Origin of the sequence: Acinetobacter sp. NIPH 542 (assembly GCF_000369825.1) — a bacterium.
Taxonomy (GTDB): Bacteria; Pseudomonadota; Gammaproteobacteria; order Pseudomonadales; family Moraxellaceae; genus Acinetobacter; species Acinetobacter oleivorans.
The window spans coordinates 1,533,415-1,546,637 of sequence record NZ_KB850206.1; the positions used below are offsets into that span (position 1 = coordinate 1,533,415).

12 protein-coding genes are annotated in these 13,223 nt (G+C 38.8%); 3 read left to right on the forward strand and 9 right to left on the reverse strand.

The window, feature by feature from the left end:
• Window positions 1–2: 2 nt before the first annotated feature.
• The 8 genes from F886_RS20445 to F886_RS12675 all read right to left on the reverse strand — a co-directional run bounded on the left by F886_RS20445 (window position 3) and on the right by F886_RS12675 (window position 7,740).
• A complete protein-coding gene (locus F886_RS20445; RefSeq protein ID WP_212749662.1) occupies window positions 3–173 on the reverse strand; it encodes a hypothetical protein in 171 nt (56 codons plus the stop codon).
• Between the two features lie 63 nt (window positions 174–236).
• Window positions 237–995 carry an ABC transporter substrate-binding protein gene (locus F886_RS12645; RefSeq protein ID WP_005305877.1) on the reverse strand — a complete coding sequence of 253 codons (759 nt, stop codon included), beginning with the start codon at window positions 993–995 and terminating at the stop codon, window positions 237–239.
• Window positions 996–1,012: 17 nt separating this feature from the next.
• On the reverse strand, window positions 1,013–2,101 hold the full coding sequence (locus tag F886_RS12650) for an LLM class flavin-dependent oxidoreductase (protein ID WP_005305880.1): 1,089 nt from the start codon (window positions 2,099–2,101) through the stop codon (window positions 1,013–1,015).
• A gap of 202 nt (window positions 2,102–2,303) precedes the next feature.
• A complete protein-coding gene (locus F886_RS12655) occupies window positions 2,304–3,200 on the reverse strand; it encodes a LysR family transcriptional regulator (protein WP_005305883.1) in 897 nt (298 codons plus the stop codon).
• A gap of 422 nt (window positions 3,201–3,622) precedes the next feature.
• Window positions 3,623–5,092 (reverse strand): amidohydrolase family protein, encoded by a 1,470-nt coding sequence (locus F886_RS12660; RefSeq protein ID WP_005305886.1) that lies wholly within the window; start codon window positions 5,090–5,092, stop codon window positions 3,623–3,625.
• Window positions 5,089–5,883: an ABC transporter permease gene (locus F886_RS12665; RefSeq protein WP_005305891.1), complete on the reverse strand. Its 795-nt coding sequence runs from the start codon at window positions 5,881–5,883 to the stop codon at window positions 5,089–5,091. The genes F886_RS12660 and F886_RS12665 overlap by 4 nt, the downstream gene beginning before the upstream one ends.
• Window positions 5,876–6,697 (reverse strand): ABC transporter ATP-binding protein, encoded by an 822-nt coding sequence (locus tag F886_RS12670; RefSeq protein ID WP_005305894.1) that lies wholly within the window; start codon window positions 6,695–6,697, stop codon window positions 5,876–5,878. The genes F886_RS12665 and F886_RS12670 overlap by 8 nt, the downstream gene beginning before the upstream one ends.
• A 50-nt stretch (window positions 6,698–6,747) precedes the next feature.
• A complete protein-coding gene (locus tag F886_RS12675; RefSeq protein ID WP_005305897.1) occupies window positions 6,748–7,740 on the reverse strand; it encodes an ABC transporter substrate-binding protein in 993 nt (330 codons plus the stop codon).
• A gap of 656 nt (window positions 7,741–8,396) precedes the next feature.
• On the opposite strand from F886_RS12675, the gene F886_RS12680 reads away from it, so the two are divergent.
• From F886_RS12680 to hpxO, 3 genes are all read left to right on the forward strand, one after another.
• On the forward strand, window positions 8,397–9,410 hold the full coding sequence (locus F886_RS12680; protein ID WP_005305900.1) for an isopenicillin N synthase family dioxygenase: 1,014 nt from the start codon (window positions 8,397–8,399) through the stop codon (window positions 9,408–9,410).
• Window positions 9,411–9,643: 233 nt separating this feature from the next.
• Window positions 9,644–10,360: a FadR/GntR family transcriptional regulator gene (locus tag F886_RS12685; RefSeq protein ID WP_034591156.1), complete on the forward strand. Its 717-nt coding sequence runs from the start codon at window positions 9,644–9,646 to the stop codon at window positions 10,358–10,360.
• A 192-nt stretch (window positions 10,361–10,552) separates the two neighbouring features.
• Window positions 10,553–11,710, forward strand: coding sequence for an FAD-dependent urate hydroxylase HpxO (gene hpxO / locus F886_RS12690; RefSeq protein ID WP_005305905.1), 1,158 nt, complete (start codon window positions 10,553–10,555; stop codon window positions 11,708–11,710).
• A gap of 98 nt (window positions 11,711–11,808) precedes the next feature.
• Here the strand turns inward: hpxO and F886_RS12695 are convergent, their stop codons facing one another.
• A complete protein-coding gene (locus tag F886_RS12695) occupies window positions 11,809–13,104 on the reverse strand; it encodes a hypothetical protein (protein WP_005305909.1) in 1,296 nt (431 codons plus the stop codon).
• Window positions 13,105–13,223: the final 119 nt, after the last annotated feature.

Sequence of the window (13,223 nt, forward strand, 5' to 3'; positions counted from 1 at the left end):
CTTTATTTTTGCTCCACTTTAAAATCAGTATCAAATGAAGATGTCACATCAAACTTTTTATCAATCAGCTTATATTTGGTATAAAAATCGGCAGTTCCTTGGGAAACTTTGATCACTTCATTATCGATCGGCTCCCACGAGGCATTACGGCGTTTAAAAGCTTTGATTCCCACATCTTCTGGTAGCCCAGTGATTTTGGCATAAGCTTTACCAAACTCATCTCCGTGTTGTCCTGCTCAAGCTTGTGACTCTTTTAAACGATAGATGAAATCTTGAATTGCCATACGTTTGCTCTGATCCTTTAAAGATTTATCTGTGGCTGCTAAAAAGGTATAACCTGAATACAAACCACGGCCATTAACCACAACACGAAAATGATCCTTAAGCTCAGCATATGCCGTATATGGATCCCATACTACCCAAGCATCTACTGAACCATTGGCAACAGCTAATTTTCCATCGGCAGGCGGTAAAAATTTAAACGTCACATCTTCAGGCTTCAGACCTTGTTGTTCTAGGGCCTTTAAAGTTAAAAGATGACTAATTGAGCCTTTATTAAATGCTAAACTTTTACCCTTTAAATCTTTGGCAGACTTAATTGGACTATTCTGTGGCACTAAAATAGCAACTGGATATGGATCTGCTTTATACACGGCAATAGCCTTGGCTGTTCCCCCATTAGAATTGGCAAAAATAAACGGTGCATCACCTAAGTAACCAATATCAATCGCATCTACTTTTAATGCTTCTGCAACTGGTGCAGCAGCTGGAAATTCATACCAATTGATTTTATATGAGACATTTTTTAAAGCACCAGATGCTTCAAGCTGTGCACGCATATTGCCTTTTTGATCACCAATATTGAGCACAACCTGCCCCTTATTTGCTTTGACTTCAGATGCCTGAGCATGTTCAGGTGAAGTCTCTTTTTTTGTACAACCGACCAAAATTGCTGTTGTAAAAACACCCAATAAAATTTTGCCATAGTGATTCATTATTATTTCCTTTCAGATTAGGCCGAAATCAGTTGTTGCTGTTGATCATATTTTTCTGTTTTTTCACGGATTTGGGGCAATAGCTCTCGACCATAATCAATTGCGTCCTGAACAGGATCAAACCCACGTATCAATACGCTACGAATGCCGAGTTTGTAATATTGCAAAATAGACTCTGCAACTTGTTCTGGGGTCCCCACTAATGCCGTGGAGTTATAACTGCCCTGAACTAAAGAAGTGATACCAGTCCATAAATTGGTATCTAAACGTTCGCCTTGACCCGCTGCTGCAAGTAAACGTTGCCCACCCGTACTTTGTGGTTTTTTTCTGGCAGCTTGTAAGCCAAAATTTTCTAATTGTTTTTTAGATAATTGATAAATTTCTTGCGCTTTTTCCCAAGCTCTAGACTCACTATCAGCAATAATTGGACGAAATGAAATGTTGTAATCAAGTTGGCGCTCATGTTGTGCTGCCAACTGATTTAGTGTTTCAACCTGCTCTTGGGCCCCCGCTAGAGGCTCTCCCCAAAGCGCAAAAATATCAACGTGTTTTGCGGCAACTTGTAAAGCTTCTATTGAAGAACCGCCAAAATAAATCGGTAAGTGTGTTTGGAGTGGTTTAATTTCAGAATAAGCATCTACTACATGGTAATAATAACCTTCATAACTAAAAGGTTCTTGGCTATACCATGTTTTTTGTACAACTTCGATGAACTCGGCACTACGTGCATAGCGTTGTTGTTTATTTAAAAAATCTCCATCTTTTTTCTGATCGATATCACTCCCACCAGAAATAACATGTAGTGCTAAACGTCCATCCGTCAACTGATCCAAGGTTGCCAATTTACGGGCTGCCAATGTTGGAGAAACAAAGCCCGGACGATGTGCTAGTAAAAATTTTATTTTAGACGTATGTGCAGCAGCATAGGCTGTCACTAAAAAACCATCAGCCTGATCGGACCAATAGCCACATAGAATACGGTCAAACCCTGCCTGTTCATGTGCCTGAGCAATTTTGACAATATAATTTTTATCAAAAGTTTTCGTCGCTGGAATAATTTCAGATGCCTCACGGTGCCAGATCATTCCTAAAATTTGAATTGCCATATTTAAACCCGATGTATTTTTTATAAGAATACGGCAGGTCTTAATATGTTAAAAACAAATATTAAATATATAATAATATTAAAATATGGAATACTAATAGGGTGAGTGGTGCTTAAAACATTGCGGACGCCAACGAAAGCATTATCTTCAATTAATGCTTTTTATATTGTTTTTGCTTAATAAAATTTCTTGATATTTTATTTCACCCCCATCCTAGTATGCTCTGTACTTTACGGCTCATCTCTTGGCAAATTGATTGATAGACTTCATTCAAATCGGGTTGAATCATATAAAAAAGTTGCACTGATAAATTAAAGTCAGTAAGTTCGATTGAGGTAAGTTGAGCAGCATAAATACTCTTTTCAAAAACCTCTTTAGGTAATAACCCTACTCCAAGACCTTGAGCCAATAAATTCATCTGCAAATTGGTTCCTGTAACCTCAATTTTTATATTAGGTAACTGATTCAATTTATGGTATTCCGATACAAGATATTGGCGAAAACCGCACCCTTCAGTATTAAGAATCCATCCTAAAGACTGACAATCGGTAAGATGCTGAACGGACATCTTTTTTAATTTTTTAGAAACAGTCGGCACAATTTGTAACTGACCTAATATTTCCATGTTTATCTGGTCATTCTGCCCATAAGTTTGAGCTGTTGTTGAAAAAATGCAATCTAGCTTTTTTTCTTTAAATTTATCTAATAAATCGATACCCCAACCTGTGCTAATTTCTAAGTTTAATGTGGGATAACTTTGCTTTAAGTCTTCTAAAATACCTGACAAGATCGTGTCTGATAGACTTGTCGCAATACCAATCCGTAAGTTTTGGGTCGATAATTTATAGCTGTTCACTAGTTGCCCTAATGCATCTATTTCAGCAGTAACCTGTGCACACTGCTCAAAAATTTGAAATCCTAGCTGAGTCAATTTTAGAGGGCGTGTATTACGGTCAAAAAGTTGTAATCCCAAATCTGATTCTAGATTTTGGATCCTTCTAGTAATAGCAGGTTGTGAAATACCTAATTGCTGGGCAGCCAGACTGGTAGATTGAACATTGACAAAACAAACAAAAGCTTCAATATCTTCAATTTTCATAATAGCTTAGGACAAGATTTATAAATAAAGGTTATATCCCATTATGATGTTTTTTTATGGAATAAACAGTAACCTACTATTCATTTTATTTCATATAAGTAATGTTTTTAGCTCAACTTATCTCTGCCTGTACTCATAACTATAATTTTATATTTTTCAAAATCTTATTTTTTATATACTTTTATACTCTAGATAAGTTTTCTAAAAATTAGAAAAAGACAAATATTTCATCTTTTCTGACCTTATTTATATATAAAAACTACGCTAGATAATTCTACGCTTAGATGTTATTGAGGATGCTCAGGTAGTATTAAATCTACCCATTAAACTTCTTTGATATTTGGCGGTATGATTACCGCCTCCCTTTAATTTAGAATAAACTTAAAGCTATCAATTGATCATTGTCTAATCACATATCTAAGTTAGGCTATTTTCGCCATTTCTACACTACGCTGCTGCAACAGTTTCACCGATTGCTTCGCTTGCCAAGCTAATTCCATCATATCAACATCAGGAATTTGATCATTTTCTACCACCATTTTTCCAGCCACAAACATGGCTTTAATATGTGCTCGCCCACCACTTGCCACAGGACCAATCGCCATATCATGTAAGCCGAAATAACGTGGATCATCCAATTGATAAGCCACTAAATCTGCCTGTTGTCCAACCTCAATTGAACCAACTTGATCTAAACCTAAAATCTTAGCTCCACCTAAGGTTCCCCAACGAATGATATCCTCAATACTTGCAGCATCTGCTCCGCCTTCAAATAACCCACCCTCATATTGAGGTAGAGCCGACATGCCCTTTCTGGCCCGTTGTAACAGCCATGCAGCATGGGTTTCAGATAACATATCTGCGGCTTCATTCGAGCCCGCACCATCTACTCCAATCGAAATAGTCATACCCGCTTGTTCTAAACTGACAAGATCAGCAATACCACTCCCCAAACGTGCATTACTCTGAGGGCAATGTGCAATCCCTGTTTGAGTTTGGCCCAACAGCTGTATTTCTTCAGGTAATAGCTTAACCAAATGGGCAAACCAGACATCGCTTCCAATCCAATCTTGCTCTGCACAAAACTGGACAGGTGTCATACCAAATTTGGCTCTAGCCGCATCCAGATAATCTACTGTTTCAGATAAATGGCTATGCATGCGAATACCCAATTGTCTAGCAATCTTGGCACTTTCTCTTAGTTGCTGTGCAGTGGTCGAATGCAAAGTTGAAGTCGGTGCCATCACAATTTTTCGGAACGCATCTGAACTCGGCTGATGATATCGCTGTACTAGGAGTTCTATATCCTCCATATAGTCTTCAAATTTCTCAGGACGTAATGCTTGCGGTAATTCACTTTCCAAGCCACGCGTTAGAGTTGCACCACCTCGGCATAACACAAAACGCAAGCCTAACTTTTCAGCTTCATCAAATAAAATCGCAGCCCCATCGAACGGCATTTGTGGCCAGTAAAGATAATGATGATCTGCTACTGTTGCACAACCTGACCTTAATAATTCAATCAACCCAATGCGTACTGCCACCCGAAATGTGACTTCATCGAATGCACCACGAAATCTATAGGGTGTACTGGCAAGCCATGAGGTTAGGTTTTGATTTAAACCTTGCGGTTCTCCCTTCAATAAAGATTGAAATAAATGATGATGAGTATTTACCCAAGCTGGATAAATTACACAGTCTTTCGCATCGATAATTTGTTCATTCGATTGTGCGGTCAGTTGTCCCAATTCAATAATTTTACCGTCTTGAATACGGATATCAGTAAATGAAGAACGTGCTGCATCCCCCGATAACCCTGTCAGAATGGCATAAGCATTTTTGATTAAATAGCGATGATTTAAAGAACCATTATTTGAAAGATCATGACTCATACTTGTTCACTCTCATGCCATTTACTTAAAAAGAAATGACTTAATAAAGACATCAGCACAAATAAACCCAAGCCTGTGCACGTGATAAGAAATAATGCTGCAAACATTAATGGTAAATCGAGCTGAAAACCTGCTTGCAAGATTTGGTAAGCCAAACCTGCACTAGTCCCACCTGCTCCAGCCACAAACTCAGAAACCACGGCGCCAATAAGTGCCAAACCAGAAGAAATACGCAACCCACCAAAGAAATAAGGCAAAGCATTCGGCACACGTAAGCGCATTAAAATTTGCCAACGACTGGCTTTATTGATCTGAAAAAGATTAAGCAAACCTTTGTTAACACTACGTAGACCTAAAGTGGTGTTGGTCAATATCGGAAATACTGCAACTAACATGGCACAGACTACTAATGCTAATGTTGTATTTTGAATCCAGATAATCACCAGAGGGGCAATAGCGACAATTGGAGTCACCTGAAATAAAATGGCATAAGGCATAAAACAGGCTTCTACTACACGGCTTTGTACAAAGACGAAAGCGATCAAGGTGCCAATGACTACAGCACAGACAAAAGCCAATAAGGTAATTTTTAGTGTGATCAACAAGCTTCCAAATAACACACTGGACTCTTTAATCATTGCCATAACAATATCGCTGGGTTTTGGTACGACATAGACAGGTACTTCAAGCTGTTGAAAACTCAACTGCCAAACCAGTAGGAAAATCAGACCTAACCCTAGTGGAGCTGCAATACGTTGTAACTTTGGATGTTCCATTAATGGTTTAATCATGACCATGCCCTCCGCTTGCCTCAGCTAATACTTGGGATAGATGTGAACATTGTTGAATAAAGACTTCAGAACTACGGAAAGCTTCATCACGCACATAAGGCCCCTCAATTTCAAGGTCAGCCACCACACGTCCTGGTCGTGCCCCCATCACAATGACCCGAGAAGATAAATACACTGCTTCATAGATGCTATGAGTAACAAAAACTACGGTTAAATCTCGCTCAGACCATAATTGACGAATATCACTGTCAAGTTTATGGCGAGTAAATTCATCTAAAGCTCCGAAGGGCTCATCCATTAACAGTAAATCTGGTTCAGTCACTAATGCACGAGCCAAAGAGGCACGCATTTGCATGCCCCCTGAAAGTTCGCGGGGATAAGCCTGACTAAAGTTTTCTAAACCAACGGCCTTTAACGCGGCCGTAACTTTTGGTGTACTAGTTGATTTCGAAATATGCTGCAAATCCAAAGGTAAGCGTACATTTTCTGCAATATTAGCCCAAGGCATCAGGGTTGCTTCTTGAAAGACCATTGCCATTTTGCATTGTGATTGAATCTCGGCCTTGCCATTCCAACGCACTAGTCCCGCAGAAGGTTGCTCCAGATCGGCAAACATTTTCAGTAAAGTACTTTTCCCGCAACCTGACGGTCCAAGTAATGAAATAATCTCACCACGTGCAATATTTAAATCCAAACGCTGTAAAGCATTAGTGCCATTTGGATAGGTCTTTTCTACTCCTCTGACCATAATCATTGGCGTAATAAAATTTGAAGATTCATGTATAGAAGTATCGATTGTTAATGCAGAATTCATATGGTTTCCCCTCCGCGCGAATGCCTTATTTCTTAACCCTATAACCCTGACTACTTGGCAGTTTTAACAAACTGTGTGGTATAAGCAGTTTTCCAGTTGGTTTGAACTTTTAACAAACCAGCGTTCACCATAAAATCTCGTGTGGCTTTCCAACGCGCATCGGTCATGACCCCGATTCCTTGTGTTTTAGCATCTCCTCCATCAATCAGTTTGAGTTTGCGCATTTGACCTACTGCAAAGGCCAGCAGATCATCTTTCATATTTGGGTTTTCTTTTTTAATCAGACTATTCCCTAATCGAGGATCAGCTAAATAGTTTTTCCATCCCTCCATCGATGCCTGAACAAAACGACGCACAACATCTGGCTTGCTTTGAATTAGATCATTACGTGTAACTAAAATACCGCCATAAGCTGGATAGCCAGCATCAGCAAATAAAAAGAAATTACTTGAAGGTTCTGCTTTTTTTGCCTGAAAGACTTCAGAGGTTGCATAGGCTTGCTGTGCCACATTTTTGCCAGCTAAAAATGGCTGCATATTGAAGGTATAAGGGCGGGCCTGCGCTGCATTTAATTTATATTTCCCTTTTAACCATGGCCACCAGCTTGCTTGCCCACTGGTTGAAACAAGAATTGTTTTGCCTTTTAAATCTGCCAAGGACTTTACATCGCTATGAGTTAATACACCTTGTGGATCAAACTGAAATGGTGCCGCAACTGCTTTGATTGGAAAATTACTTTCAATACCCTTTAAGACTTGTAAATCATAATTAATTATAATGTCGGCACGTTTGGACAATAGTAAGGTCATATTATTGACCTGTGGCCCACCAATTTTAATATCGACATCGAGTCCGTATTTTTTATAAATTCCTTGTGCAAGTGCCTGATAATATCCACCTTGCTCAGCTTGTGCATACCACGTGGTTTGTAGAACAAGTTTATCGACAGCATAACTGGTTGAACTAAAAATTGTTCCTAGCCCCAATAATGCACTTACAATAACAGTACGTCGCCCTTTGCCTACATAGTGCTGAATATTCATAAATAAGCCCCCTAAATCTGTATTGATTTATTTTGCTATTCTTTTTAGGGGGGCAATCAATGTATCAAATGCACATTTCTCTCAAAACCAAGATGGTTTTGTCCCCAAAAGAGGAACAGCAAATGCTGTAGAGCAATGTCCCGCATGTTTACTACACACTGACCGCTTATACTCAGGAATGAATTAGCAAGCTCTGTGCCAATTTTGATTTCATTTTATTTTTCATAGTAATAATCTAATTTGGGCTTATTTTTAATCATGCCTCAATGAACAAACTGCGTTAATTAATTTGTTTTATATGCGGCTTTGTGGTGCACTAGGTCATCATTCATGCACTTCACAGGTGCTTTCTAGAATAAAAGCTTTTTGATTATTCATCGCTGATTCATCTTAAATGCAATATTGCTCTCCCCATCTCAACTTCAAAACCTATCCTTATAAAGTGGCACAAAAAGTGCTACATGCTCTATGTCAGAGTAGAAGCGTTCAGCATAGTAGTAATATTAATTGCTATGTGGGTCATTGCTCAGAAAACAGCTCATGTTCTTTGCATAAAGTTATCTTTTATTAAGAACGTGTGGCTCTTTTTTGAATGTGACCCATCTATTTCAATCTATTTGATTGGGTCACGATTATCCAAAATATGAGGTTGAAATATGAATAGCGCCAATATGACTCCCGTAGCTGAAAATGACTACGGCTTAGAAGAACTGCAAAAAGAAGCTCGTATGGGAGCTTTTGGTCAAGAGACCTTTGAACGGGAAGTCCGGGTCATTAATTTATCAAATTTTGAACAACGCAAATATGAAATTGCGGACCAACTCTGGTCAGCAGCTACCGATATTGGCTTCTTTCAAGTATCGAATCATGGGATTCCACTTGAGCAAATTCAAACTGCATTTGAAATGACACAACAGTTTTTTAATCTGCCAGAATCAATTAAAGCTCGCTACCCACTCAATCGCAATGCAGGTTGGGAAAGTAAAGCACAGGTTCGTCCATCGACTAGTACACCAGACCAAAAAGAGTCTTATCAAATTACCCGCCCACGTATGGAAGGTCTTTATCCTAGTCAAGAGGAGTTACCTAATTTTAAAGATACCATGCTGGAGTTTGAACATGCATGCTGGCAAGTTGGCATGAAAATTTTATCTTGCTTTGCTTATAAACTAGGTTTTGTCGATAACTTCTTTACTCTCGCCCATGACCCTGACCAAGAAAGCTACCAAAGTACCTTAAGAATGCTGCACTACTACGCAATTGACCCTGCTCTTAAAGATCAATTAGGCCTATGGCGTGCAGGAGCACATACAGATTTTGACTGTTTAACGCTACTGTTCCAACGTAAAGGACAAGGTGGCCTGCAAGTTTGTCCGGGTAAAGATATGGAAGAACAGCAATGGACCAGCATTGAGCCACGTGATGATGTAATTACCTGTAATATCGGTGATATGCTCACGCGTTGGAGCGATGATCAACTGCCTTCTAATTTTCATCGTGTTAAAAATCCTGAAACAAATGAATATCAAGGGGCACGTTATAGTTTGGCATTCTTCTGCCAAGCCAATGAAGATATGATCATTGAAGGGCCACAAAAGAAATATCCGGCCATTACAGCTAAAGAATATTTAAAACAAAGAATTAGCGCAAACTTTAACGGAAAGTATTAAAAGTACTGTGTACGGTCAGAGATAAATAATCTCTGACCGTACTGAAGTTTCAGCAATACATATTCTCATTAATCATTCTTAAACTTTTTATCCTTATTCAATAACGTAATATCCAGTTCAACTGGTCTGATCTGTTATTAAAAATACGGCTAATTTTAAGCACGTGCACCAACAAATAGATAAATTTTGTGTAGAATCAAATTATTTATTTATATATTTACGGTGTGTTGCTTATGAGCCCACAAGCTATGCTCAATGGAAAATCATCTCAGGTGACTGAGCAAGCGGTGGAAATCATTTATCAACGCATTCAACAAAATACTTATGCAGTCGGGTCTGCCTTACCCTCACAACGTGAGCTTGCCATTCAATTAGGAATCAGTCGTGCTTCTTTACGTGAAGCATTAACCCGCCTCGCCGCTTTAGGTCTATTAGAAATCAAAGCAGGTAAAGGTGTTTACGTTATTTCACAGCATAGCCAAGCCGCAGAACAATGGGATGGTGAACATCGTGTATCACTTAAAGATTTCTATCAATTACGCTATGTACTAGAAAGTTTTTGCGCACTTCTCGCATGTGAGTATTTAACTGAAGATGATAAGTCAATCTTACAGCAACATTACCAATCATTAGCAAGTGCAATCAAAGAACAAGACTGGCAAGCAGCCTCTGAATTCGATTATGCATTTCATCAACATATTATTGAACTTAGTCATAATCAATCGATTATTCAAACACTTAAAATACATACTGACTGGATTAAAAAGAGTCAGATCCTACCCTTTGTTCAACCCAATCTGGCATTTAAAACCATTCATGAACATGAATTAATTCTGCAAGCTTTATTTAATCAGAACTCAGCAGCAGCTGAAAAAGCTATGCAAGCACATATTATTGGTGCCGCACAGCGCGCTGGTGTGTATTTTTCCAGACATAACAGCGCAATATAATCATAAATTCCAAATTTGTAGTGCTATGCACTACTTTGCTCCATACTTTGAACCACATCAATACCACTTTATTAAGATTGCTTTTTAATGAGGCAATATTACTGGTATGACCAGTAAAACCAGTTAATAAAATTGGCACACTTCTCGCTTAGAACCGTTTAGAAACTTACTTAAATACTTAGGATCTGAACAATGAATATCGCGATTGTAGGTGCAGGTATGGGCGGTTTAACTGCTGGTATCGCTTTAAAAAAATTTGGTCATCAGGTCACAATCTATGAGCAAGCAGCCGAAATATTACCTGTTGGCGCTGCCATCTCACTTTGGTCAAATGGTGTTAAGTGTCTCAACTATCTTGGTTTAACGGATCAAATCCAGAAACTAGGTGGACAAATGGAGTCTTTAGCATATCTCGATGGCCTTAACCAACAAACCATGACTCAATTTAGTTTGTTACCTCTATATAAAGAAGTAGGCCAACGTGCCTATCCTGTCGCTCGCGCTGATCTACAACAATTATTAATGCAGCAATTTGGTCTGGAAGACATCAAACTCGGTATGAAAATGACTGCAATTGAAGCTCATCCAAATGATGTAACCATACATTTTCAGGATGGTTCGCAAATTACAGCTGATCTACTGATTGGTGCAGATGGTACACATTCACTTACGCGGCAGTTTGTACTGGGTCATCAAGTTGAACGTCGCTATGCTGGCTATGTAAATTGGAATGGATTGGTTGATATTGATGAGCAGATTGCACCAGCCATGCAATGGACCACATATATTGGTGAAGGTAAACGTGTATCACTCATGCCCGTTGCACAAAATCGTTTCTATTTCTTCTTTGATGTGCCGCTTGAGGCTGGACTGTCAAATCAGCGTGAACATTATAAGCAAGACCTTAAAATGCATTTTAGTGGTTGGTGTGAACCAGTACAGAAACTCATTGAGCGTTTAGATGAGAAAAAAACCAATCGTGTCGAGATCCATGATATCGAGCCTTTTATGAATTTCTATAAAGGACGTGTAGTACTCTTAGGTGACGCCGCCCATAGCACGACTCCGGATATTGGACAAGGTGGCTGCCAAGCCATGGAAGATGCGATTTATCTTGCTCGTGCCTTACAAATCAATACCTTTGGTTTGGAAGATGCTTTGAACCGCTATCAAAACAAACGTAATGATCGTACTAAGGAAATGGTGTTAAGAGCACGCAAACGTTGCGATGTGACACACATGAAAGACCCGAAAATCACCCAAGAGTGGTATGAATCTTTATATCAGGAACAAGGTACTCACATCATGCAAGGGATCATCAGTAATATTCTCGGCAATCCTCTCGACTAAATATTTAAATGCTTTCCCCCTCTATAGGGGGATTTTTTTAACCCATAAAAAAAGTGCATATTTCGATTTAAATATGCACTCGATGCTATAAAACACACTTAAAACTTATAAGACAGTGCAAAACGGTTTTGTAAGAAATTTTTGTCATAGCGTGGTGATGTTTGGATACCTGCAAAATTGCTGACACTAAAACCTTTTAAAGCTCCCGTAAAATTATAAATACCAAACAACATATATTCAGATTGATTTCGACTCGCGACATTTTCCGACTCTTTTAAGTCCATAAATGAGTAACGAGCGCCTGCTATCAACTGATCTGTTAATTTACCTTCTAAAGACAACATCAATGCATTACCTGCACCTAAATCTTGAGTGCTGGTGAAAAATGGCTGAGCAAAAAGTTCACCTGAAGAGGTTTTAGCTGCATAGGGTGTTAATAATGCCCCATTCAAATAACTGCCCTGATCTGGTTTTATATAGTTATACGCGACTTTTAGACTGGCGCTAGGCATTACTTTAAACGCAGCCTGCACACCGAAAATTTGGCTATTAACCTCTCCTGCAAGTGCTTTTCCCTGATCTTTACCCGAAATATATTGGATTGAAAATTCAGGACTATAATTAAGTTTTGGAATTGCCAAATCAGCTTGGGTATAAATTAGACGAGTATAGTCGTCATAATTTTGATACCAAAATTGCGTTTTTAAACTTTTATCATTGGCTAAATTAAAGCGTTTACCTGCACCAACCGACCAAACCCCATTGGTTTCAACATTTGAATTTTGACGAGAAGTTTTGTTGAACTCATCCTCGCCATAACTTTTATATTTATTTACTTTAGTGAAACGTAAGAAATCATAATTATTGCCAATCTGTACATCAGCGGCCTGATATAAAAACATTAATACACGACGGTCAGCATAATCGCCCATAAAAGGTAAATTTAGCCGTTGGTTACCAATCGTCACTCTAGCCAAATCGTTTTTCCAGCTTACATAAGCTTCTGCTAGACCATCCCTATCTTCTTGTAATTCTGGCACTTCATCATTTTCATTTTTATCATCCAGTCGGCGCTGTATGTCATATCCCACAGCTGCCTGTATGCCATAAAAAGGAGCTGTTTCATATTTAATATACCCACCAATGACGGTCGTATCCTGATTTAAATTATTCACAAAATAGCCATTATTAAGTGAGTAATATGCAGATTTAACTACCCCATGAATACTGCCGCATGCAAATGCTGCACCTATACGGTCAATTGAATCATTACTCGTCTGACAATCCTGCTTTAGATTAAATAGGCCATTCAGACTGGTATCAGCAGCCCATACCGGCACAGTAGCAGCCATGCTCAGCATAAGTAATGCCGATTTTAATTTAAAATTTCTCATAGAATTCCCCTGTAAGATTTAGTTTAAAAGTCGCTTATGGTCTTTCAAAAGACCTGTTTTTAACCTTTTTAAAGTCAAAATCCCCCTAACCTATTCATCATTGAATAAGCGACCTTTGA

Coding starts and splice junctions, on each gene's coding strand:
- F886_RS12695 (WP_005305909.1), bottom strand. CDS start 13,104: ATGAGAAATTTTAAATTAAAATCGGCATTACTTATGCTGAGCATGGCT.
- F886_RS12680 (WP_005305900.1), top strand. CDS start 8,397: ATGAATAGCGCCAATATGACTCCCGTAGCTGAAAATGACTACGGCTTA.
- F886_RS12645 (WP_005305877.1), bottom strand. CDS start 995: ATGAATCACTATGGCAAAATTTTATTGGGTGTTTTTACAACAGCAATT.
- F886_RS12655 (WP_005305883.1), bottom strand. CDS start 3,200: ATGAAAATTGAAGATATTGAAGCTTTTGTTTGTTTTGTCAATGTTCAA.
- F886_RS12660 (WP_005305886.1), bottom strand. CDS start 5,092: ATGAGTCATGATCTTTCAAATAATGGTTCTTTAAATCATCGCTATTTA.
- F886_RS12670 (WP_005305894.1), bottom strand. CDS start 6,697: ATGAATTCTGCATTAACAATCGATACTTCTATACATGAATCTTCAAAT.
- F886_RS12650 (WP_005305880.1), bottom strand. CDS start 2,101: ATGGCAATTCAAATTTTAGGAATGATCTGGCACCGTGAGGCATCTGAA.
- F886_RS12685 (WP_034591156.1), top strand. CDS start 9,644: ATGAGCCCACAAGCTATGCTCAATGGAAAATCATCTCAGGTGACTGAG.
- F886_RS12665 (WP_005305891.1), bottom strand. CDS start 5,883: ATGATTAAACCATTAATGGAACATCCAAAGTTACAACGTATTGCAGCT.
- hpxO (WP_005305905.1), top strand. CDS start 10,553: ATGAATATCGCGATTGTAGGTGCAGGTATGGGCGGTTTAACTGCTGGT.
- F886_RS12675 (WP_005305897.1), bottom strand. CDS start 7,740: ATGAATATTCAGCACTATGTAGGCAAAGGGCGACGTACTGTTATTGTA.